Origin of the sequence: Psychrobacter sp. PL15 (genome assembly GCF_035984995.1) — a bacterium.
Lineage (GTDB): Bacteria > Pseudomonadota > Gammaproteobacteria > Pseudomonadales > Moraxellaceae > Psychrobacter.
This window is the reverse complement of the sequence record NZ_JAXCIB010000007.1, coordinates 153,314-177,894: the sequence shown is the minus strand read 5'-3', so window position 1 is coordinate 177,894 and position 24,581 is coordinate 153,314. Positions and strand designations below refer to the sequence as shown.

13 protein-coding genes are annotated in these 24,581 nt (G+C 44.4%); 11 read left to right on the top strand and 2 right to left on the bottom strand.

Going from position 1 to position 24,581, the window contains the following annotated elements:
* Positions 1 to 615 precede the first annotated feature (615 nt).
* Complete coding sequence (locus RCH20_RS08135) at positions 616 to 861, top strand: hypothetical protein (protein WP_209957524.1); 246 nt, start codon at positions 616 to 618, stop codon at positions 859 to 861.
* 397 nt (positions 862 to 1,258) lie between these two features.
* Here the strand turns inward: RCH20_RS08135 and RCH20_RS08130 are convergent, their stop codons facing one another.
* Together RCH20_RS08130 and RCH20_RS08125 are read right to left on the bottom strand one after the other, a co-directional pair.
* Positions 1,259 to 1,699, bottom strand: coding sequence for an outer membrane protein assembly factor BamE (locus tag RCH20_RS08130; RefSeq protein ID WP_327193231.1), 441 nt, complete (start codon positions 1,697 to 1,699; stop codon positions 1,259 to 1,261).
* Positions 1,700 to 1,781: 82 nt separating this feature from the next.
* Complete coding sequence (locus RCH20_RS08125) at positions 1,782 to 9,503, bottom strand: YadA-like family protein (RefSeq protein ID WP_327193230.1); 7,722 nt, start codon at positions 9,501 to 9,503, stop codon at positions 1,782 to 1,784.
* A 1,033-nt stretch (positions 9,504 to 10,536) separates the two neighbouring features.
* On the opposite strand from RCH20_RS08125, the gene ggt reads away from it, so the two are divergent.
* From ggt to cysE, 10 genes are all read left to right on the top strand, one after another.
* Positions 10,537 to 12,495 (top strand): gamma-glutamyltransferase, encoded by a 1,959-nt coding sequence (gene ggt / locus RCH20_RS08120; protein ID WP_327193229.1) that lies wholly within the window; start codon positions 10,537 to 10,539, stop codon positions 12,493 to 12,495.
* 227 nt (positions 12,496 to 12,722) lie between these two features.
* Complete coding sequence (locus RCH20_RS08115; RefSeq protein WP_327193228.1) at positions 12,723 to 14,207, top strand: FAD-linked oxidase C-terminal domain-containing protein; 1,485 nt, start codon at positions 12,723 to 12,725, stop codon at positions 14,205 to 14,207.
* Positions 14,204 to 15,271 carry a glycolate oxidase subunit GlcE gene (glcE, locus tag RCH20_RS08110; protein ID WP_327193227.1) on the top strand — a complete coding sequence of 356 codons (1,068 nt, stop codon included), beginning with the start codon at positions 14,204 to 14,206 and terminating at the stop codon, positions 15,269 to 15,271. The genes RCH20_RS08115 and glcE overlap by 4 nt, the downstream gene beginning before the upstream one ends.
* Before the next feature lie 67 nt (positions 15,272 to 15,338).
* Positions 15,339 to 16,550: a glycolate oxidase subunit GlcF gene (glcF, locus tag RCH20_RS08105; protein WP_327193226.1), complete on the top strand. Its 1,212-nt coding sequence runs from the start codon at positions 15,339 to 15,341 to the stop codon at positions 16,548 to 16,550.
* Between the two features lie 303 nt (positions 16,551 to 16,853).
* Positions 16,854 to 17,309 (top strand): DUF4236 domain-containing protein, encoded by a 456-nt coding sequence (locus RCH20_RS08100; protein ID WP_327193225.1) that lies wholly within the window; start codon positions 16,854 to 16,856, stop codon positions 17,307 to 17,309.
* A gap of 324 nt (positions 17,310 to 17,633) precedes the next feature.
* Entirely contained in the window at positions 17,634 to 21,338 is a 3,705-nt protein-coding gene (gene dnaE / locus RCH20_RS08095; RefSeq protein ID WP_327193224.1) for a DNA polymerase III subunit alpha, read from the top strand.
* A 77-nt stretch (positions 21,339 to 21,415) separates the two neighbouring features.
* Positions 21,416 to 21,811, top strand: a complete 396-nt coding sequence (locus tag RCH20_RS08090; RefSeq protein ID WP_327193223.1) for an Hpt domain-containing protein — start codon at positions 21,416 to 21,418, stop codon at positions 21,809 to 21,811.
* Positions 21,811 to 22,761 (top strand): RNA methyltransferase, encoded by a 951-nt coding sequence (locus tag RCH20_RS08085; RefSeq protein WP_327193222.1) that lies wholly within the window; start codon positions 21,811 to 21,813, stop codon positions 22,759 to 22,761. The genes RCH20_RS08090 and RCH20_RS08085 overlap by 1 nt, the downstream gene beginning before the upstream one ends.
* A 121-nt stretch (positions 22,762 to 22,882) precedes the next feature.
* Entirely contained in the window at positions 22,883 to 23,326 is a 444-nt protein-coding gene (locus tag RCH20_RS08080; protein ID WP_327193221.1) for a YtoQ family protein, read from the top strand.
* Between the two features lie 229 nt (positions 23,327 to 23,555).
* The gene (gene cysE / locus RCH20_RS08075) at positions 23,556 to 24,479 is read left to right on the top strand and encodes a serine O-acetyltransferase (protein ID WP_209957548.1); all 924 of its coding nucleotides are present in this window, start codon (positions 23,556 to 23,558) and stop codon (positions 24,477 to 24,479) included.
* Positions 24,480 to 24,581: the final 102 nt, after the last annotated feature.

Genomic DNA, 24,581 nt, shown 5'->3' with positions numbered 1-24,581 from the left:
TCTTTAGCCATCAACGAGCATTATCCTAGCTGGCAGAGGTCCTAATGAAGGTCCATTCAAACCGAAAAGTTGAGATGTAAAGATAACTTGACGGTGTTACTATTATAATTATGGGCGGGATTACCAAGCCAGTTGCCCAAATTTAGATTTGGTGAAGTACCATTATAATACTTGTTAAAATTTATTATAAAACATTACTTTAGTTAATGTGTTGGACTTGTTTCTTTACCTGATCGAACACGCTTGTCGTATATAGAGCGTTATAAAAATTATTCCACTTTTATAAATATTATGTTATGTTTATGACCACAACACACAACCAATTAATAGTATATAAAAGATTTATTTTGTTGCTATATTATGGATGTAGACTACTATATCCATAATTTCGGTTATATACTAACACTTTAGTAACACTAAAGAGTATAATGAAGCCTAACAAATCTATAGCCATTGACAAACAACCCTATTGGCAAATAGCTAGCAATACTATTAATCACGTTAAATTAATACAATGGAATGGACGCTAGTGAGAGCAAACTGCTGTAATTATAAAAGGCTTTAGTATCTCGGGCCTGCTGTAGTTTCGATACAGTAAATGACAAGGAGCTCAAAATGCATAATATACTAACAGGTAGCGCTTTAACTCGCGCGATGCTAGAACGTGGTGACGAAAACATCTGGTGCGCTATAGATGATGATAGCGATGAACAAGCAATGACAGATCACGGCGGCAACGACTTTACAGCCCACATTATATCTTTTAGTGATGGTAAATTTTTCTGTACAGGCGGTATGCCTTGGATGTTTGCTGTACCCGTCAAGATAAGTGAAGCATTGCAATCTGACGTAGGATTATAAGCACCTCAAACGAAGGTAACGATAATAAAGTGCTATTACCTTTATTTATTGACTTACGGTAACTTCTAATATTACTAGGGCGTTGTTATTAACTATTATTAGGCGCAATGTAGAGATGCGTCGTTGAACTCATTTATAATTAAGAATCCCTTATCTAGGGATTTTTTATGTCTATATTTCAATATAATTTGGGAGGCGGAGTGCAAATAGAGATTTAATGCCACAACATCTAAAGTTGTTTTTATAGCCTATAGTGATTCAAATATCAGAAAATATTATAGGTATATATTCGTATTAAAAGCAGCTGTTAACACTGTTAATTTGAGCTTTAAGCCATAAAAAAGCAAGACATTAGATGTCTTGCTTTTTTATTTAAAACGTCACAATATTATTCAAACTAACGATCAGCCTGGGAATACTTCTGACATGATGCAGGCTGCCAATAGATCTCTGTGACAAAAAATTCGTCACCAAGCAGTCTTCCTTCGTAGCTATTATCAAAAATAACTTTATAGCGGCAGGTCTCTATATTCTTATTTGCATTAGAGAATTTGAGAATATAATCCCATTCGCGGGCGTTAAACCCTTCTTGAAAGTGTGGCGTACCAATCAGCTTATAGATCTCACTTTTAGTAGTGCCGACCTTAATTTTGGCCACGTCGCTTTGGTCAACGAGTTTACCCGATTTTTGCCATGCCTTACTTTCATCAGGAAATATTAAGTCATTAGCATCAACTGATCCATACTGAGCGCCAGGACTTACGTGCCAAGTACAACCCGTTGCAGTTAACAGTAAAGCAGTAGCCAGTAGGCCATAACGATATAGATGTAAATTCATTATGTGTTCCTTGATAGGTCTTAAGTGATTTGACAGCACCTATTTATTGAAAATAGACGCTGTCATCTTGCGTTTGATTAGATTAGAAATGGAAGCCTGCACCAATGGATCCACCAGCATTACCCTGGGTATCCGCAGTACCACTTACCTTCATCACCCAACGTCCGTTATCAGAAACTCTAGAGACACCAACCGCTACTGCGCTTTCACCATTATAAGTCGCGATACCGCCACCTACCATAGATCTGCCTGCGATATTAGACTGCGGTAATGAGGACATTGCCATCGCTGCTGAGATACCAGCATTCGCATCATCTTCAACCTCACCAATTCTGTAGCCTAACTCGTTGACACTATTGCCAAGTCTCCTCTCCATACGACTTAACTGACCGAAGTTGACGGCGTCGTCAAGTTCTCTGCCATCAACAACACCCTTAATACCGGCTGCGGTCATATTTGGACCAGCGGCAGCGCCTGCGCTGTCTCTGAAACTTACACCTGTTTGATCAACGACCGTGCCATTTTTGCCTTCAGCATCAGTGGCAGAGAAGCCGTTTGCGCCATGGATGCTTCTGTTCGTGCCGTCAGTGACATCTGTGCCGGCACTGGTTGCGGTTGTTATGTTAGCGCCTTTAGCAATGGTTTGGCCAAGTGCTGTGATATTATTGGCGTTGCCAGTAAGATCCGTTTGACTTGAACCTGTCGCACTATATTTAGTAGTATAATCACCGTTAGTAACGCTAGTACCAACAGCAGTGACTGTAGTTATATTACCTGCGCCATCATCAGCCTTGACGCTATCAACATTTAGGTTTTTAGAAGTAGATACACGATAATTAGTAGAGCCATCTCCGTTGGGTACTGAATCTACAACAATATTATCACCAGCGGTTACTGTGGTCTTAGCTGCCGCCGCTGTATTGACAGATTTGATTGCCTCATGAATACTACTTTTACCAGTATCGCCGATATTAGCGTTCGTGAAGTTACCAGTAGATGGGTTATAAACTGTAGTACCACCAATGATACCTGCGACACCAGCGCCTTGAGCATACAACTGACCGCCATTGATAGCATCTTTACTTCCTGCAGCAACAGAACCAGCGGCAACACCACTCAATACACGATCACCAGCTGTACCAGAGAAGTTTACGTTAGTACCACCTGTTGTACCACCTACAGTGATGTTGCCAGTACCACTGTCTTGACGAACGAGACCAGTTGTACCATTAGTTAGATTATCTATAGCAGTAGTGTTATTAGTCATACGACCATCAAGGTTACCTAAAGCATCACCAACGTTATTATAGTCAGTGGTATTAGCGTTATTATTACCATTGTTTAGGGTGTACTTTGGAGCCGTATAAGCGTTGGTTATTGGGTTATAAGTTGCCCCGCCGCCCAGCGCTGCCATATTGCCTGCAACATTGGTATTGGTTCTATTTAACTGACGGCCATTGATAGCTTGCTGACTAGTAGAAGTAATATCACCATCTAATATATCAACGATTTTAGATTGATTGACACTTAAACCTCTACCGTCAGTGGTCAATACAGTATCATTGGTTCCGTCACCGATAGTGACTTGATTAACTGTAATAGCATCAGCTAAGTCATAGTTAATACCGTTGTCACTATTGGTTGCGACTAGATTGCCATCAGTGTTAGTGAAGTTGACAGTGTCACCAAGCTGGACATTATCAGCAGTACTACTACCACCTTTGATATTGAATCCTTTATTAGCAGTACCTTGTGCAGCTATTACATCTTGATTGGTCTGGAACAGCTGACGACCATTAACCGCTTGTTGGCTAGTCGCAGTGACATCACCGTCTGCTATATCAACGATTTTGGACTGATTGACACTTAAGCCTCTAACATCAGTATTCAGTAGAACGCTACCTAATTTAACACTACCGGTAGCACCTAAATCAAGATTCTTTTTGAGGTTGTATGTGATGTTGTTACCAGTTTTAGTGACTTGTAGATTGTTCTCACCAGCAGCGATACCGATGTCAACAACATCACCTGCTTTGACAGCAGCAGCACCATTACCATTGCTTTGTAAGGTAAAGCCTTGGTCTAATGCTGTGATTGCATCACCAACATTATTCTTAGATGCGCCATTTACCGTATACGTTGGCGCGCTAACCGTACCATCAGCATTGACACTTGAATTGCCACCGAAGTTATTAGCCACAGACTGTGCATTATTGAACAGCTGACGACCGTTGATAGCTTGTTGGCTACCAGCATTAACATTACCGTCTAATATATCAACGATTTTAGATTGATTGACACTTAAGCCTCTAGCATCAGTATTAAGTAGAACATTGCCTAATTTGACACTACCGTTAGCGCCTAAGTCGACAGCTTCAGCCAGTTTAATCTCTAAACCGTCTACACCATTTTTAACCACCCCAATATTGTTATTGGTTAGCGTAGCGGTTGAACCACCCTCGAGTTTTAGGGTCTGACCTAGTGGACGATTTACAACTCCACCACTATCGCCTACAAAGTTTAGACCTAAGGTTGTAACACCGTCGATAGTATTGAACAGCTGGCGACCGTTGATTGCTTGTTGACTAGTCGAAGTCACATCACCATCTAGTATGTCAACGATTTTAGACTGATTGACACTCAAGCCTCTAACATCGGTAGTTAGTTTAGTGTCATTAGTACCATTACCAATGGTCACACTCTCTACAGTAATATCATTAGCTAAATCGTAGTTAATAGTGTTATCAGTAGTTTTGGTAACCAAAAGATTGCCGTTACTGTTGGTCGTGAAGTCAACCGTCTCGCCTAATTGGACATTATCAGCTGTACCACCTTGGGCGCTGATATTGAAGCCTTGAATAACTTTTCCGTCAACCGCTTTGAGTTGGCTGACATTGACCGCATCAGTATCAGCACCACCAGCGGCTACATTAGTCAAACGACGTTCGTCGCCAGCACGACCAATACTTACTACATTGCTGCCAGTTGCTGTTCCTACAATGCCAGTTGGGCCAGTAGGATCAAAACTTGCTACAGTAGAGGCATTCACAGAAGTGTTATTACCAATACCCACCGCACCATTTACACCAGTACCAATAGTGATGTTATTACCCAGTGCAAAGGATCTATTACCAGCGATTGTATTATTGTTACCTAGTGCAAAGGATCTGTTACCAGTGATTATGTTGTCGTTGCCTAATGTAGAGGATTTATTACCACTGATTGTATTGTCATTGCCTATGGTAAAGGATCTATTGCCACCGATATTATTATCGTTGCCTAATGAATAGCTGTTATTACCTGTGATAACAGTCGGATCACCGATAGCACCAGAGTTATTGCCAGAGACCTCATTACCAGTACCGATACTGATACTAGATTTACCAGAGGCTATTGCGTTTCTACCCATTGCAATGGAGTTATCACCCGTTGCATCTGCCGTAGAACCGACACTAAGCGCGCCGTTGCCACTATCTTCGCGAACGATACCAGTTACACCATTGGTTAAGTCAGCAATCAGATCGTTAGTTGTATTTAACTGACTACCATTAATAGCTTGCTGACTGGTTTCATCAACACGGCCATCAGCGACACCTTTGATGGTATTGCCGCCGTTGAATAGACCGTCTTCAGTCAATCTAACAGGATTGCCGTTACCTTGAGTGCCACCAAGTACACTAATGCCAGCGTTATTTACAGTGGTTGCGCCAGTTTCGATACTACCAGTTGCGCCTAAGTCAACGTTCTCCGCAAGCTCTACAATCAGACCATTACTACCGTCATTGCTTACTGCGATATTGCCTGTAGTCAGATTACCTATCGCACCACCAGTGATATCTAGGCGTTGACCTAACTTACGAGTGATAGTAGAACCGTTGTCACCTCTGAATTTTAAGCCTTGATCGATAACTTGGTTAGTCTCAAACAGCTGGCTACCATTAATAGCTTGTTTGCTAAATTCACCGACATTACCGTCTGCTACATCAACGATTTTAGAACCGTTAACACTAAAGCCTCTACCGTCACTATTGGTTAGCGAAGCATCACCTATTTTGAGGCTACCAGCGCTGCTTAGATCGATTTGGTTTTTTAGAGCAACTTTGATACCAGAACTGTCAGCTGTCAAAGCAATATTATCACCTGTGATAAAGTTAGCAGTATTGTCATCCTTATCAAGGGTTTTAACAGTAACACCATCAATTTGAGTAATGACATTCTGCATAGCGCTGTCAGCTTTACCTAAGCTGTCTTTAGTGCCTTGACTTAGATCAACCGCATAGTCAGTCAAGTTGTTGGCATCAGTAGTAGAGGTTACTTCTAATGCAAGAGAGCCTGCCGAGGTTTTAGAGCCATTGGCATTGACGGTATAGATGTCTTGACCGTTAAGGCCCGTAGACTTCTCAACATCAGCGACGTTAGTACCTGCAACCACTTCTGTTCTTGCAGCAGCAGCAGAACCGGTAAGCTGGCTTAGGTTAACGGCGTCAGTTGGGTCAACACCGTTAGAGACCCGTGTGATTCTTCTGTTACCCGCATCGATACCAGATTTAGTAACACTTGGTCCATTAAGAATGTTGAGACCGTTGCTGCTGAGAGTAGCACTGGAAGGATTTAGGGGGTTAAATGGGTTTATGGTACTTACAGTAACACCTACACCACTAACTATAGTATTAACCAGTGCATTACCCGTTCTAACACCCAAACGGTCAACGGTAGTCACAGGGCCTAGACCAATTGGAAAACTTGAACCCATTGTCACGCTACCATTAGCGCCTAGATCTAGATCATTATTCAGAGCAATAGCAATTTTACCACCAGCAACTTTAGTCGTGATGTTGCTATTAGAACCGACAACTTCAACCGCTTGGCCAAGGTTCTTTTGTACGGTATTACCATCTGCAGCTTGGATAGCAAAGCCTGCTGTAGTTACATCAGTAACTGCTGTATTCAAGTCACCAATGTTTGCAGCGTTATTAGCATTGGCTGCAACTGTACGGACACCGCCACTAGCAACGTTGGTCAAAGCAACTGGTGTAACTGATCCCACTCCACCTAGCGTTACGCTGGTTTGAGCTGGGTTATCATACTGTACTGAGTTATCGGCTTTGAGTAAGCTGGCTACAGTATCAGTGCCTAGACCAATTGAGTAGTCAGTTAGGTTAGTAGTTGTGTCTTTAGTACCAGGAGTGACGGTCAAAGCATTAGCATTAGCACTTGAAACGGTAGTGCCATCAGCGTTCACCGTGTAAACATTCTGACCATTAGTGCCAGGAGTGTTGGTAACAGTAACATTAGTACCTTTAACCACTTCTGTTTTAGAAGCCGCCGCCGCCGTACCTAACTGACTGACGTTAACAGCATCTGTTGGCAAAGTACCAGCAGTCACGTCCTTAATCTGATTACCACCAGCATTGATACTGTTTTTGGTGAACTGTGGACCACCGAGAATGGTCAGACCGTCACTATTTAAAGTAGCAGCGCCAGTACCGGTAAGGCTACCGAATGGACCGCTAGCAAAAGTAAGACTGTTACTATTTAAAGTCGCACTAGAACGACTTAATGGAGTAAACCCTATTTGTCTTACTATGGAAACGCCAGTATCGCTAACGGTAGTATTGACACTTAGTAGCCCATTTCTACCCATTCTCACGCTACCATTAGTGCCAAGATCAATGTCTTCAGCCAGTTTGACGGATAAGGTATCCGTACCATCAGCAGTTACGCTGATGTTTGTAGTTGCTGAGTTAGACGCAACTGTTCTACCACCTTTGACTTTGAGCGTTTGACCAAGCTTACGAGTAACTGGACTACCGTTATCACCAGCAAAAGTGAGGGGAGTCTGTACTGCAGTATTAAGAGCGTTCACAGCACCAGCGACAGTATCAACTGCTGATGTTGCTCCGGTAGCAGTATTAACTATTACATTATAAACAGGAGCAGTATAACTACCATTAACAGAGTCATAGCTACCACCAAGCGCGGCCATATTGCCTTGAGAAATAACTCTATTTTCTGTCACGTTACTGTTAGTGGTAAATAATTGGCTACCATTAACTGCATCAGTTGATGCTGCGTTTAGAGCACCTGCTGCCACATTAATAACCTGACGCTCGCCGCCATCAGAACCAACGCTGACTACACCAACTGCTTGGCCGGCACCGGTTTCAATTGTGAAAGCGCGATCGCTAGAACCGTTGCCCAGCACTACACTGTTATCTTGGCTTGTAACGACATCATTACCTAAAACAAAGGTGTTATCGTTATCAATAGTATTGTTGTTACCAATGGCATAACTACCGGTACCGCTAACTGAGTTAGGATCACCAAACGCACCTGAGTTGTCACCAGAGACTACGTTTCCAGTTCCAATAGCGATACTAGAAGTACCAAATGCTTTTGAGCCTGTGCCCATCGCAATCGAGTTCACGCCGAATGCTTTTGCACTCCGACCCTGTGCGATCGAACCGGACTGGGTCGCCTCAGAGAAATAGCCTTGCGCCGAGCTGAAGTTACCTGTTGCCTTGGCGTAAGTGCCTTGCGCAATTGACTGGCTTCCGAGTGCCTTCGCATTACTGCCCTGCGCAATCGATTGGTTTCCGGTCGCCTGTGCTCTGTTGCCTAATGCAATGTTGCTATCCTTGGTTGCCTCGGATCCGTCGCCGATGGCCACAGAGCTAGCACCCGTAGCCTTGGCTGTCTGACCAACAGCAGTGCTGTACTCGCCTTGAGCGCGAGAGTTCACACCCATCGCAGTTGCACCGTACTGATCCGCTCTTGCACCAAAACCAACCGCAGTAGCTGAACCAGCAAACGCTTGTGCTGCTGAACCCAGAGCAGTTGACGAATCATCTGTAGCTTCAGAACCTTTACCTAAAGCAACGGAGTTCGCACCTGTAGCCTTGGCTGTCTGACCAACAGCAGTGCTGTACTCGCCTTGAGCGCGAGAGTTCACACCCATCGCAGTTGTACCGTACTGATCCGCTCGTGCACCAAAGCCAACCGCAGTAGCTGAACCAGCAAACGCTTGTGCTGCTGAACCCAGAGCAGTTGACTCAGGACCTATAGCAGACGCATCGGTACCCATAGCAACCGCGCGATTAGCCGTAGCAGTCGCACCAATACCAGCTGCCATTGCATCAACGCCAGTCGCACCGTCGTTGTTGTAGTTACCTGCAGTTGCATCTGTACTGTTGACACTGTAGAAATGTGTCTTGTTAGCGTCAATTGCGTTATTCAAGTCAGTTACGTTGACTGCATTCTTAGCGTTGGTCAACAATTTAACGTTACCCGCGCTTGCTAATTCAGTAATCTGCTTGCCGTCGTTATTAATACCTGCACCTGAAATCGTAACTCCAGAAATTGCAGCATTTCCATTAGCTGGAGGAGCTGCACCAAAATTAGCACTAGTAAGACCCGTTAGATCTTTAGCCAATTTGATGGTTAGAGTGTTGGTGAAGCCAGTATCCGTTCCGACCACGCCAATATTGTTATTCGTCAGATTGGCAAGAGTACTCTCGCCACCTTTAACGTTTAGATCACCGTATAAACCAGTAAAAACGTTACCACCAATATCACCCTCATATTCGTTAGCTGCTGTCGCCTGCATACTCAGACCAGATGCAGCCAGTCCTGCACATATAGCACTTACGCGCAATAATCGTGCGCCTGTCGATACCGCTGCTGAGGCGCTAGAGCTAGAACTCACTGCGCCACCTGAGGACTTGCCCCGACTCTTGGCATATTCTGCAACTGCCATAAAGCAGTTCAAAGAGGCATTCCATATAACTTTATAATTGCGGTTCATAACGTGTACTCCCTTACAAATTTATGAGATATAGAAAATAAAATCCATGTAACAGAGAGTCGAAATAACAAAATAAAACAGGCTATAAGTTTATATGACTGAAAGTTTTTTGCTAAAATGTAACAGTTACTAGCGTTTGAGAAACAAGAACGTTCAGTCTTGTAAGTCTATGACCACTCTCTATATATTCATATTACCGGATATATAGAGAGTGTAACAATACTTTTTAGCCATATTTACTACCGTTCGTCGGAATATATGCTAAAAAATGAATATATTAGACATATTTGTACTGTAAACCGCAAATATATTACTAATTTTTATCAACTTACCGATATCAAAGTTAAAAAATCCTTCATTACTCAGGCATAAATGCATTAGTAAAAAATGATGTTTCTTACATTTTGATATACTATTTAGTCTTAGTTACTGGTGCTGCCACACGACTATACAGATCGGAAATATATAAAATAGCAACTATTGTAAATATCATAAAAAAGCGCATCAGTTAATCCTGATGCGCTTTTTTGTGGTGCTGATTGATAGCTTATTGACTTTAGACCGGACAATACAAGCATTTGCCCGCAAAAATAGAGGATTGAACTCGTCTGTATAGGCAAGTGTAAAATATAGGCCAGTGTAAAACTTAAAATATAAAGCGATGAGGTGCAGGTGGGCAGCCCTTAAACTCAGTGATAATTACCCTAAAAAACATCTTATATCATGTGTGTATTGGCAGTAGCGCTCAGTTTAAATCCATTACTTTATAGATAATTTATACAGAAAAAATCCAAGGCAGTTAAGCATAAATTATAGTATGCTTGGTAAGATTAATGAGGTTCAAGTGGCATTGCAATTGTACTGGCCGGTACTATTGTTACTATTCATTCAACAAGCCTGTCACTTAGCCAGCTTGCTTAAATAGCCAGCCCCCTTTTAATACTTAATTTGAATCATTTACCATTCGTCTCTTTTGCCAATAACTGTCACAATACAACTCAACTTATCTCTCCCGAGTAAAAAGGATTTTGCGATGCAACGCTCACTATCAAAAACTCAGCAAGAGTCTCACCGTCTTAATTCTCAAAGCAAAACAGCCATTAGAGCTGCCATTTTACTTATTAGTAGCAGCTTCCTAGTATCCATATCTGCTCATGCTCTTGAGCCCGCCAACAGTAAAGTAACCAATACCACTGACATTAATACTAGCGCGATAAATCTAGCTATTATGACTAGCGCGCCGACCGTACTGTCTGAGACCCAGCGTATTACGGTTGCGACGCCTAACAGTCTAAAAAAAGCACCTAGCACGACCACGGCTCTAACTACCGCTAAAGCCGACCAAGCCATCTACTCAAACGATGCTATCCAGCATCCGCTATGGGCCAGGAATGGCATGGTGGCCACTCAAGAAGCGATTGCCTCTGATGTTGGATTACAGATTCTGAAGCAAGGCGGTAATGCCGTCGATGCTAGTGTTGCGGTTGGCTTTGCACTGGCAGTGACCCTTCCACGCGCTGGTAATATAGGTGGTGGTGGCTTTATGATGATTTATGATGCGGATAAAGACAAGACAGTCGCACTCGATTATCGCGAAAAAGCACCGAGCAGTGCCTCACGTGATATGTACCTTGATGAAGATGGCAATGCAGTCAGTGACTTATCACGTTATCACGGCTTGGCTATCGGTGTGCCAGGCACAGTGGCAGGACTACTCAAAGCACTAGAAGACCATGGCACTATGAGTCGCGGGCAGGTGATGGCACCGGCGATTTCATTAGCAGAGAAGGGTATAGAAGTTACCGCTGGCTTGACCGAGTCCTTAGAAGCCTTAAGTGAGCGTATGCAAAAATGGCCAAGTACCAAAAAAATATTTTTCAAATCTGATGGCAGCGCTTATCAACCTGGTGAGCGCTTAAAACAACCAGAACTTGCACAATCGCTAAAGCTGATTGCGGCTCAAGGTACAGATGGATTTTATAAAGGCGAAACTGCTCGTAAAATAGTCAAGGCAGTGAATGAGGCTGGCGGTAGTATGAGCTTGCAAGATTTAGCCAATTATCAAGCCATCGCCCGCGCGCCAGTCAAAGGTACTTATCGTGGTTATGAGATTGTCTCTATGCCGCCACCCTCCTCTGGTGGTATTCATATCGTCCAAATTCTAAATATTCTAGAAGGCTATCCGATAAATAAGTATGGACAAAATAGTGCCCAGACTATCCACTTAATGGCCGAAGCAATGCAATTGGCCTATGCTGATCGTGCTGAGTACTTAGGTGATGCGGACTTCGTCGACGTACCAGTCAATGGGCTAACGGCGCGTCCTTATGCAGATAAGCTGCGTGCCTTGATTGATCCCAATAAAGCCACGCCTGCCGCTACGGTCAAAGCCAATAACCCACTACCGTACGAGAGTGATCAAACCACCCATTTCTCTATCGTTGATAAAGATGGCAATGCGGTAGCGAACACCTATACCTTAAACTTCTCTTATGGCACGGGCATGGTCGCTGAAGGTACCGGCATTTTATTAAATAATGAAATGGATGACTTTTCAGCCAAGCCTGGTGTCCCTAACGGTTATGGCCTACTTGGCGGTGAAGCCAATGCCGTCGAAGCAGACAAGCGTCCTTTGTCTTCTATGAGTCCAACGCTGGTATTTAAAGACAGCAAACCTTATATCGTCACCGGCAGCCCAGGTGGTAGTCGTATTATTACTACCGTCACCCAAGTTATCTCTAACGTTATCGATCATGATATGAATATCGCTGAAGCCACTCATGCCCCGCGTATTCATGATCAATGGCTACCAGATGAGATTCGTATCGAAAAAGCGCTGAATGTCGATACTATCAAAAAGTTAGAATCGATGGGTCATACTGTCAGTCCGCAAGCAGCAATGGGCTCAACACAATCCATTATGATTACTCCAACAGGTATATATGGATCTTCAGATCCGCGTATCGTGGATGCAGCCGTAGTGGGATACTAAGCTGGTAGGCTGTTAGTGTAGCCTATTACTAACAGCTGAGCTTATCGAAATTGGGATGATGGTATTCCTATGACATTTTTGAACCATCGGCTAAAAATGATATATTTTTAGTTGATCTTCAGTTGGTATTAATAAAAACGTTTTTTATTAACGATGAATGTGAGCGTTGTTAGCTGGACAACAGTAAGAAAATCATCGTCAATCCAGTTAGCTAGGGAGAGCAAAGTATGAACCAGATTGAAAGACCTAATAAGGCCGCATTAGTACAGATGTTTCGGGCATTTATTGAGCCTGAGCACGTGATCAGTGATGAAGAAACTCAGAAGCCTTACGAGTGTGATGGCTTATCTGTATATTGTGATATGCCATTAATAGTGGTGTTGCCAGATACGGTCGAGCAGGTACAGGAGATAATGCGACTCTGCCATCGCTATCAAATTCCTGTAGTGGCTCGTGGTGCTGGCACTGGTCTTTGTGCAGGTGCCATGCCCAATCCTGATGGCGTATTGCTGGTATTATCTCGTTTTAAACATATTCTTGGGATTGATCCCCTAGCGCGTAGCGCGCGCTTACAACCAGGCGTCCGTAACTTAGCCATTAGTGAAGCGGCAAGCATACATGGCTTGTATTATGGTCCGGACCCCTCCTCACAGATTGCTTGTACGATAGGCGGTAATGTTGCGCAAAACTCTGGCGGTGTCCATTGTCTTAAATATGGACTGACCGTACATAACTTATTAAAAGTAGAAATGGTTACTGTAGAAGGCGATCTGATCAGCATAGGTAGCGAAGGATTGGACAGTAACGGCTTCGATCTAATGGCCTTAATTACCGGTTCTGAAGGGTTGCTTGGCATAGTGACTGAAGTAACGGTCAAGCTATTACCGAGTCCTGAAAAGGCACAGGTAATTATGGCAGCTTTCGATAATGTACAGACCGCAGGTGACGCGGTAGGTGACGTGATTGCCAAAGGGATTATTCCAGCTGGCCTCGAAATGATGGACAGCCTAGCGATTATAGCTGCCGAGGCCTTCGTTCATGCCGGTTATCCTACCGATGCTAAGGCGTTGCTGTTATGTGAACTAGATGGTAGCGAAGCTGAAGTTAAAGAACAAATCGCAGAAGTTGAGCAGCTTTTTATTCAGCTGGGTGCCACCTCAACTCGAGTATCTCAAAGTGAGGCAGAACGCGCTTTATTATGGAAAGGTCGTAAGTCTGCGTTTCCAGCCGTGGGCCGGATATCAGCGGATTACTATTGCATGGATGGCACCATTCCCCGCAGCCAACTTGCTCATGTATTGACTGAAATGGAAAAACTCTCAGAACACTACGGTTTGCGAGTGGCCAACGTATTTCATGCCGGCGATGGCAATTTGCACCCCCTAATCTTATTTGATGCCAACGTGCCCGGCGATTTTGAAAAAACTGAAGAGTTCGGCGGTCGCATATTAGAGCTATGCGTGGAAGTGGGTGGTTGTATTACCGGTGAACATGGCGTAGGCATAGAAAAAATCCGACAAATGAATGTACAGTTTAACGAGCAGGAGTTACGCCAGTTTCACGCTATTAAAGACGCCTTTGATCCTGCTGGCACTCTCAATCCGGGTAAAGGCATTCCTGTGCTAAAAAATTGTCAGGAATATCGTGCACTAGATGTAGGCAGAGGCGATATAGGTAAAAGTGAGCCAATGCAGCAAGGAGAGCCCGCATGAGTGATAAAGACCTCAGTCATGAGCTGATCGAACAGGTTAAACAAGCCAGCACTGATGGCACACCGTTAAAAATAATTGGTGGTGGTAGTAAGCATTTCATGGGTCGGTACCATGAAGGTCAGCCCATCAGTCTTGCTGAGCATAGCGGTATTGTCAGTTATGAGCCGATTGAACTGGTGCTTACCGCTCGAGCAGGTACACCTTTGCTTGAAATCAGTGCAGCTTTGGCGGAGCACAATCAAAGACTGGCGTTTGAGCCGCCATTATTTGACGGACGAGCGACCCTAGGCGGTACTTTGGCTTGTCATTTATCGGGACCAGGCCGACCATGGAATGGCTCAATAAGAGACCATGTTCTAGGTGTTCGCTTAATCAACGGGCGTGCAGAAGAACTGCGCTTTGGCGGGCAAGTGATGAAAAACGTGGCGGGATATGATGTCTCACGTATGCAGGCTGGCGCGATGGGGACTTTAGGAGTCATCAGCGAGGTCAGTCTAAAAGTAATGCCCAAGCCTGCCGCTACCATGACCCTCAAGCAAGAAATGAATGCGGTACAAGCCATTGCAGAGATGAATCGTTTGGCGGGACAATCCAAACCCCTAACCGCGGCGTGTTGGTTTGATAATCATCTTTACTTGCGTTTGGAAGGCGCTCGTAGTGCGGTAGACAGTACTGTTACCCAGTGGCAAGGCACAGTGCTAGAAGATGGCGATAATCTATGGACACAATTACGTGAGCAGGACTTGGATTATTTTGCTAGACAAGACGCCCCGTTATGGCGGTTTTCAGTCAATAGTAATGCCCAACATTTTTTGCCAGAGGCAGATTGGCTGCTTGATTGGGGTGGGAGCCAGCGTTGGCTACGCGGTGATTTTGCGGTTGATGAATTAGAAGCGTTGGCTGAGAGTGCTGGTGGCCAAGTGAGCCTTTATCGTGGTGGCGATCGACTACAAGACGTTTTTCATACTCAGCCCGAGGCGCTGCGTCAACTCCACCAACGACTTAAACACGCCTTCGATCCGAACGGAATCTTTAACCCTGGTCGTCTCTATAGCTGGATGTAATGGCTAGATTTAATAGCCAGACTTAATAGCTGAATGGAATAGCTAAAAGTAATAATAAGAGGACATCATGCGTACCCAAATTAATGTGAAGTATCTGAATCACCCAGAAATTGAAGAAGCCGACTCTATTTTGCGCAGCTGCGTGCACTGTGGGTTTTGTAATGCGACTTGTCCCACTTATCAAGAGCTGGGCGATGAACGGGATGGTCCACGCGGACGTATTTATTTGATTAAGCAGCTGCTAGAAACCGGTGATATCAGCGAAAAATCGCAAACTCACTTAGACCGTTGTTTGACCTGTCGTAGTTGTGAGACCACCTGCCCTTCTGGTGTCAAGTATGGACGCTTGGCCGAAATAGGCCGTGGCATCATGGAAACTCAACTAGAACGACCCTTGCAGCAGAAGCTATTGCGCTGGCTGATACGTAGGGTTTTGCCCTATTCACGTCGCTTTGGAACTTTGTTACGTTTGGGACAGTTAGGGCGACCATTATTGCCCAGTAGTCTGAAAGCTAAAGTACCCGCCAGACAGATTAAGCGCTCTTTGCCAACGCAACAACATACGCGCCAGATGTTGGTACTTGCAGGATGTGCTCAACCTGCAGCGACCCCCAACACTAATATTGTAGCAGCGCGCGTGCTCGATAAGCTAGGCATTGGCCTGTTCACTGCGCCTAAAGCCGGATGCTGCGGGGCGGTGAACTATCATCTTTCTGCTCATGAAGAAGGGCTGGCATTTATGCGCGGTAATATTGATGCTTGGTGGCCTCATATTGAGGCAGGAGTAGAAGCTATTGTTATTAGTGCCTCTGGCTGCGGCACTATGGTCAAAGACTATGGCGAGAAACTGAGTCAAGATCCAGCTTATGCAGCTAAAGCACTACGAGTTAGCGAACTGGCTAAAGATCTTAGCGAAGTATTGTTTAAAGAAGATTTGAGTCAATTAGAGTTACAAGGGATCGGTCGCAAGACAGCCGTACACTGCCCTTGCTCCTTGCAACATGCCCAGCAGTTGGGTGGCCAAGTTGAACAAATTTTACAGCAAGCCGGTATCGAGCTGACCCGTACCAAGGACGGACATTTATGCTGCGGTTCTGCGGGAACCTATTCAATACTTCAACCAGAAATGAGCCAGCAGTTACTGACCAATAAGTTAGCGGATTTAACGATTGGTAATCCAGAACAAATAGTGACCGCCAACATTGGTTGCCAGCTGCACTTAAGCACTAAATCATCAATACCAGTGAAGCACTGGATTGAATTGTTAGACCCGCAGTAATGTGAATTGTGGATGTGTAATTGTAGATGTGTACTGCTCAGCAGCGGGATGGATCGATAGTGAGTGACACCCAGTACTTGAAGTGAAGTTATAATATCTAGAGATCTAGCTAGACCCTCGTTGCTATCCAGGTAGCGAAGGCTTTTTAATAAGTTTTGCCGTTTATAAATTCATATTAGGCCCTGTACTCACACTGACCTAGTTTGCTATATTTTAAACGGGCTCAGTAAAGCTGTAGTAGCCATAATACAATTCAATGAGTATCATGTTGTACTAACACCCTCGAACAAGCGACCAATAACTATGGGCTTTCGATTTAGAAAAAGCATTAGAATCGCACCTGGTGTGCGTATTAATCTGACTAAAAAAGGCGTTTCAAGCCTCTCAGTAGGCAAACGCGGTGCGACTGTAAACTTGGGTAAAAAAGGCACGCGCGGTACGGTTGGTATTCCCGGTAGCGGACTGTCGTACTCTTCTTATCAATCGCACGGTGACTCTAAACGTCAACCACCACTTGCACCAGATAATAATACCTCTGCTCGCCCGCCGCCGCCAATACACGATACTGGTGTTGGTGTTGATGTTGATGTTGATGTTAATGCCGATCCAACACAAAGAAAAGTCAGTATCCTGCTAGGGTTAGGTATCTTACTAATACCGATTATTTTTGCGTGGTTCACCCTTAGACAAGGCTATTCGACAGTCAGCCGAGCCATCAGTATGGTGTGGATGGTTATTGTTATTTTTGCCATGCGTTAAAATAATTTGCTTAAAAAGTCACTCTCTAAAGAATAACCTTGTTAATTGAAACTGCATTGTGTAGATCTGGGAAACGTAATGAACGTGTACTTTTAGCAGCCCTTAATTAAAGCCTTCCTATTGAATAAGTGGCTGTCACCGACAAATAATGCTATTATTAGCAACTAAGATTAAGAATACCAAACAAGGCTATTAACGCCTTATTTTTGTTTGAGTAGCATCATAAAGCATTGATAACTAATAATTTTTAGAAAAATAACTACGCTTTATTTCTACTCCTAGTCAGCACACTTCCCTTTTTGATTGTATCAGTAAGAGTCCTTTATGGCATTCGTACACCTTGGCATGCACAGCGAATATTCAATTACCGATTCTATCGTGCGTATTAAGCCGCTGGTTAAGGCGGCCGCGGCAGACAATCAGCGCGCGTTAGCATTGACTGATTTATCTAACCTTTACGCCACAGTAAAGTTTTATCGCGCTTGCTTAGGTGCCGGTATCAAGCCGATCATCGGTAGTGAAGTTATCATGGAAAATGAAGACTCGCGCTTGATGCTATTAGCGATGGATAATGAAGGGTATCAGAACATTACCCGTATCGTATCGCTTGGCTTCACCGAAGGACGCGCTGATCCTGCCAATCATGGCACGCCTATCGTTAAGCGCAGCCATATTCTGGAACATGCGGCAGGCGTGATTATATTATTCACCGAAAAGTCGGATGTCGGTCAAGCTTTGGTAAGCTCGATGCCAGAAAAAGCAGATGAACTGATTACAGAGTGGCAAGCGCAGTTTAAAGATCGCTTATATTTTGCGATCAAGCGCACCAATCGCGCTGGTGAAGACGCCTTTATCAAAACCGCTATTCATGCCGGCGCTAAACACAACATTCCTATTATTGCCCATAATGATGTGCGCTTTTTAGAACAAGATGACTTTGATGCTCATGAAGCGCGCGTCTGTATTGCCGGCTCATATGTATTGGCGGATCTCAATCGTCCGCAAACCTATTCAGATGAACAGTATTTAAAGACCCAAGCGCAGATGCAGCAGTTATTTGCTGATATCCCGCAAGTAATCGATAATACCTTACGACTGGCCACTCGCTGTAACGTGACCTTGACCCTAGGTATTAACGTACTGCCAGAGTTCCCAGTACCTGAGGGCGAAACCACAGAATCCTTTTTTCGCGCAGAGTCTCAGCGCGGTCTTGATCAACGTCTAAAGAAGCTGTTTCCTATCGAGGCGCGTAGTGATAATTGGAACGATATTAGGCAGAAATATGATGATCGTTTAGAGTATGAGCTGGGTATTATTCTATCAATGGGATTTCCTGGTTATTTCTTAATCGTGATGGACTTTATCCGCTGGGCAAAAGCCAATGGTGTCCCGGTTGGTCCGGGTCGTGGTTCAGGTGCCGGCTCACTCGTGGCCTATGCGCTAAATATTACTGACCTTGATCCCATACATTACGATTTATTATTTGAGCGCTTCTTGAATCCTGAGCGGGTATCGATGCCCGACTTTGATATTGACTTTTGTATTGAAGGTCGCGATAAAGTTATCGATTATGTCGCCCAAACCTATGGACGAGAAGCGGTCTCACAAATCATTACCTTTGGTACTATGGCTGCAAAAGCCGTGGTACGTGACGTCGCGCGCGCGCAAAGTAAATCGTACTTCTTAGCTAGCAAAATGTCGAAACTTATACCCAAAACACCAGGGATAACACTGAGCCAGGCGCTTGAGCAAGAACCACAGCTGAAAGACTTGATCTCTAACCCTGATAATATGGATTATGACGATGCCCTTGAGATTTGGGAGATGGCCATTAAGCTGGAAGGGATTTGCCGGAACGTGGGTAAACATGCGGGTGGTGTGCTGATTGCACCGCATAAAATCACTGACTTTAGCGCCATTTACTGTGATGACGACGGTCACCGCGTGAGCCAGTTTGATAAGGATGACGTTGAAGCGGTTGGCCTGGTAAAGTTTGACTTTTTGGGTCTGCGTAACTTGACCGTGATTAGTGCAGCGGTTAAAAATATCAATCTACGCCGAACTAAGGAAGGTGTGGCCGAGTTAGTGTTAGAGGATTTACCATTAGATGACAGTAAGGCCTATCGCCTGCTTCAGGATGCCAAGACTACTGCCGTATTTCAGCTTGAAAGTATGGGTATGAAAAAATACTTGGCCAAGTTGCAACCCACCAATATTGAAGATGTTATTGCCATGTGCGCCCTGTATCGACCCGGCCCGCTTGATGCTGGCATGGTAGAGATGTATATTGACCGCAAGCACGGCCGCGAAGAAGTTATTTACGATCACCCTAACCTTGAGCCTATTTTAGAAAACACCAATGGCGTTATCGTCTACCAAGAGCAGGTGATGAAAATCTCACAGGTTATGGCAGGCTATAGTTTGGGCGGTGCGGATATGTTGCGCCGTGCAATGGGTAAGAAAAAACCAGAAGAAATGGCCAAGCAGCGCGATATTTTCATCACTGGCGCTACCGCGCAAGGTATTGATGAGGTGACCTCAGGCGGCGTGTTTGATTTGATGGAAAAGTTCGCCGGTTACGGTTTTAACAGATCGCATTCTGCCGCTTATGGGGTACTGGCCTATCAAACAGCTTACTTAAAACAATACTACCCTGCTGAATTTATGGCAGCAGTACTGACTTCTGATATGAACAATACCGATAACGTGGTGTTCTTTATCAATGATTGCCGTGAAAACTTTGACCTGACCGTAGTCAATCCTTCTGTGAACCGCAGTGAGTGGCACTTTGTTGCCGATACCCCAACCAATATTATTTATGGCTTGGGCGCAATTAAAGGGGTTGGTGAAAGTGCGGTTGAATCTATCGTTGAAGCCCGCCGCCGCGATGGTTATTTCCTAGATTTGTATGACTTTTGTCGCCGAGTTGATCTCAAAAAAATCAATAAGCGTACCCTAGTAGCGTTAGTGAGCGCGGGCTGTTTTGATGACTTTGCTGCCACCTTACGACCTGACTTGCCAAACGACGAAGCCTACGAGATCCGTGGGGCCTTGATGAGTCAGCTACCGAGCGCCGTCCAAGCGGCTGAACAAGATCGCCAGAATAAAGAATTTGGCATGATGGATTTATTTGGAGAAATGGATGGCGCTGTGGCTGCACCACCATTAGTCATGACTCCAGAGCTGATTTGGGGTGATAAGCATCGCCTAAAAGCAGAAAAGAATACCTTAGGACTGTACTTAACCGGTCATCCTATTGATGAATACCGTGAAGAACTCAAACGCTACACTTCAGGCGCACGTCTCGATAAGCTAACTGACACGGGCTATAACGGCAGCTGCTACTTTGCTGGGCTAATCATCGATATGGCTAACTTTGGCAATCGTAACGTGATTACCTTAGATGACGGTACCTCAAGATTAGAGGTCAGCTGCTACGCTGAGCGTTTTAACCGGGTCAAAGACCAATTAAAAGTTGATGAAGTGGTGGTCATTAAAGGCAGTATCCGTGAGCGTGATGGCCGTCTTTTTGCACGTCTTGATAATGTCCTGACCATGGTTGATGCCCGTTTGCGTTGGTTAAAGAAAATTAGTATTAAGGTTCATGGTAGCGATATCACTCTACTAACCCGCTTGCAACCGCTGCTCAAATCAGCTCAAGCTGACTTAATACCGGCGCCGCGTCTGTCCCACGACACTGATGAGGACGAGCAAAGTAATGGCCCATCTCATGATTATTATGATGACACTGCTATGAGTAACGGCGGTGGCAGTCTATATGACGAAGATGGTAATGACTTATTGGCGCAAGATAGAGGCATGAGCCAAGGCGATGCCAATCAGCCTCTTAGTAATACCGACGCCTCAATTAATGACAACTGTACGCCACTAGGACTGAGCATTTATGAGGATTATGGCATTGCCAATGTAGGACTGTCTGAGCATTGGCGCGTCTACCCTAATGATGATAACCTACAACAGTTAAAGAACCTGATTAACGAAGAAAACTTACACTTCCATTACAGCTAGCGTTGCCATCACAGTGAGTATTTTTCTTACAGCTGCTTGATTAAAACGACATCTTTTACCTTATTGGATATTTAATCATGGTCGACGTTCATGGTAATAACGACAGTATGAACCACCCTAATAGTAATACGGATCACGAAATCATCAATGACCAACAGTTTGATGATATGCGCGACTTACTCGAAGAAGATTTTGCCGATTTGGTACACACTTATATTACTGATAGCAAACAACGTATTGCACTGTTAAAGACCGCCCAAGCAGCGGATGACAACGCTAATGGCTTCGAAGCGGCTCATGCTCTAAAAGGCGCTAGCGCTAACTTAGGAGCCACGCAAGTGGTAACACTTAGTGGACAGTTACAACAACTCTGCCGCGAGCACACTATCGGTCAGCAAGCGGAGCTTATTGAACAAACAGCCAGCGCATTGCAGCAGGTAGAACAAGAAATAAATCGACGGTTGAGCCAGTAATGAAGAAAGAATCTATAGTACCCGAATTATCAAAGCCTACTGTTGATGATTATCTGGCTTGTTTACAAGTGGTCATGGTTAATACCACTTTGCCCGCTAATATTGGTTCAGCGGCACGTGCTATGCACACTATGGGCTTGTCTCGGCTAAGTGTGGTCAACCCCAAACATCCTATTGATGACACCAGTAGGTCTCATGCAGCAGGCGGTAGCGTCGTGCTAGCAGATGCTCAGATTACCCCCACGTTAGAAACGGCCATTAGCGATTGTCAGCTGGTCTTTGCCGCCAGTAGCCGTAGCCGTCATTTACCTCGCCCTGTGGTTACCCCAACCCAAGCAGCAAAAATTATGCTGGATTTCATTGATAGTCAGATGACTATTAATAACGCCACTGTCGATCAAAATCCCAATAACAATTCGACAAGCCAGCACCAAGACAGTACTATTAGTAATAAGCATACAAGTCATAGCAGCACCCAACCTAATATTGCTATTTTATTTGGCCGAGAGGATCGTGGTCTGACCAATGAAGAGTTGGCTTGTGCCGATTATCATATCCAAATCGACGCCAATCCTGCTTATCCGGTGCTTAATGTCGCCTCAGCGGTGCAAGTCATAGCCAGCTTTATTTTTGCCTATGCTCGGACCCATATTGATAGTATTAATGACGCTATTAATGCTAGTAATAATAATAACGATAATCCGAACACGGCACAACCACTGTTAGCGTTGCATACCCGTCAACAATGGGATGAGCCTGCCATTACTCAGCAGCAGTTACAGCAATTAACTAATCGTACCACCGAGCTTATGGTGCAGCGCGGCATCGCTGATGCTGATCATTTAAAATCGCTACCGTCCCGGTTATCTCGACTCGGCTCTCGGGTTCAGCTCGACCAAAAAGAATACCAGCTATTAAGCGCTTTGATTGCCAAACTGTTAAAAGGCTAAAGCTTACAGGCATCATTTAATAACTATTATTTCTTATCAACCGATTTTCTTATCAAGCGATTAATATCAGCAACTGCTAGCTAGCAGTTGCACACCCTTTAATAATAAAATGGAGTTAATTATGAATTGGACAGTTTATTTATCTGGAGAAATTCACACCAACTGGCGGCAGAAAATTATGCAAGGCGCTAAAGAACATGGCCTTGCTATTGAGTTCACATCAGCAGTGACTGAACACGAAGCCAGCGACGCGGCCGCTGATGTGCTAGGTAAAGACGAAAATGCGTTCTGGCGCGACCATAAGTCGTCGAAGGTCAATGCAATTCGTACTAAAAATATGATACAAAAATGCGATATTGCCATCATCCGTTTTGGTGATAAATACAAGCAGTGGAACGCGGCATTCGACGCCGGCTATTGCTCTGCCTTAGGTAAGCCTTATATCACCCTGCATGCTGATGATATTATTCATCCGCTAAAAGAGGTTGATGCGGCGGCAATGGCGTGGGCGCAGACGCCTGAGCAGGTTGTCGAGCTGCTAAAATACATTACCAGTGATAGCTAGGCGTTGCAGTGAAAGCACAACTTATATAGCCATGTGGCGGTATTGCGAACAGAAACGACCGCCTTTAGCTAAAAAACTAAAGTTAACTTACAATATGGTTTTCTTTGTCACTCACAGCTATATTTTATGATGCAAAGCTGCTATAACTTAAAAAGAACGTAAGTAAGATATGCTTATAGACTATGGATAGTGATATCCTAATCATACTGACGACTCAATAGGATGCTTTATGTCATTGCCAACCGCCTGGTTCAAATCGCTTTGCAACCTCAAAAAAGACTTAAAAGAAGATATCGAGGCCGTCTTCACTCGCGATCCTGCGGCGCGCAATAGTGTGGAAGTCTTGCTGACTTATCCTGGTATCCATGCGCTTATTTTACACCGCGGGGCGCATTATTTATGGCAACACGACCAGAAACTTGCCGCGCGCTCGATCTCTTATGGCTCACGCATCATCACCGGTATTGAAATCCATCCTGCCGCCAAAATTGGTAGACGCTTCTTTATTGATCATGGCGTTGGGGTGGTGATTGGCGAGACCGCTGAAATTGGCAATGACGTTACTTTATACCATGGCGTCACCCTTGGCGGCGTCTCACAGAATAACGGTAAGCGTCACCCCACCTTAGAAGATGGCGTGACTGTTGGTGCTGGTGCAAAAGTCTTAGGGCCATTTACCGTTGGTAAAAATGCTAAAATAGGCTCAAACGCGGTGGTGGTCAAGCCCGTTCCAGCAGGTGCCACTATGGTCGGCGGTGCAGCACGCATGATTTCAGACTATCATGACGAAAAAGGCAATCCAATCGCGACCAAGGTTAGCGATGCCAAACAACAAGAAAAAGCTGCGAAAGCAATCATCACAGATACTAACAATGAATCTTTAGACAACCAAAATAACAATCACAGCTCAGCACGTAAAACAGCATTTCAGGCTTATGGCATTGACCCCTCCTCTAACGATCCCGTTGCTGAGGCTTTTGCCAAGATGCTCGAGCATATTCAGCAGTCAGAAAATCGTCTTGATCAGTTACAAGCAGCGATGTGCAAAATTGATGCTGATTTTTGTAAAAAAGAATATGACAAACTGTGCTTAAAAGATTTGGATGTGATTGGTAAAGATGATATGAATGAGGCAGAAGGAGGCGTAAAATAAATTTACTATTTTATAACTTTGTCATTATTGCTAGGTACTCAGTTTAAGTAAACCCTTAAAGCTGAGTATAATATATTGCAGACGGAAACCGTGGTACTGCTG

Bases quoted from the DNA above. Each gene is read 5' to 3' on its own strand.
- RCH20_RS08100 (WP_327193225.1), top strand. From the start codon at position 16,854: ATGGGCTTTCGATTTAGAAAAAGCATTAGAATCGCACCTGGTGTGCGT.
- glcF (WP_327193226.1), top strand. From the start codon at position 15,339: ATGCGTACCCAAATTAATGTGAAGTATCTGAATCACCCAGAAATTGAA.
- RCH20_RS08125 (WP_327193230.1), bottom strand. From the start codon at position 9,503: ATGAACCGCAATTATAAAGTTATATGGAATGCCTCTTTGAACTGCTTT.
- cysE (WP_209957548.1), top strand. From the start codon at position 23,556: ATGTCATTGCCAACCGCCTGGTTCAAATCGCTTTGCAACCTCAAAAAA.
- RCH20_RS08135 (WP_209957524.1), top strand. From the start codon at position 616: ATGCATAATATACTAACAGGTAGCGCTTTAACTCGCGCGATGCTAGAA.
- dnaE (WP_327193224.1), top strand. From the start codon at position 17,634: ATGGCATTCGTACACCTTGGCATGCACAGCGAATATTCAATTACCGAT.
- ggt (WP_327193229.1), top strand. From the start codon at position 10,537: ATGCAACGCTCACTATCAAAAACTCAGCAAGAGTCTCACCGTCTTAAT.
- RCH20_RS08080 (WP_327193221.1), top strand. From the start codon at position 22,883: ATGAATTGGACAGTTTATTTATCTGGAGAAATTCACACCAACTGGCGG.
- glcE (WP_327193227.1), top strand. From the start codon at position 14,204: ATGAGTGATAAAGACCTCAGTCATGAGCTGATCGAACAGGTTAAACAA.
- RCH20_RS08090 (WP_327193223.1), top strand. From the start codon at position 21,416: ATGGTCGACGTTCATGGTAATAACGACAGTATGAACCACCCTAATAGT.
- RCH20_RS08115 (WP_327193228.1), top strand. From the start codon at position 12,723: ATGAACCAGATTGAAAGACCTAATAAGGCCGCATTAGTACAGATGTTT.
- RCH20_RS08130 (WP_327193231.1), bottom strand. From the start codon at position 1,699: ATGAATTTACATCTATATCGTTATGGCCTACTGGCTACTGCTTTACTG.
- RCH20_RS08085 (WP_327193222.1), top strand. From the start codon at position 21,811: ATGAAGAAAGAATCTATAGTACCCGAATTATCAAAGCCTACTGTTGAT.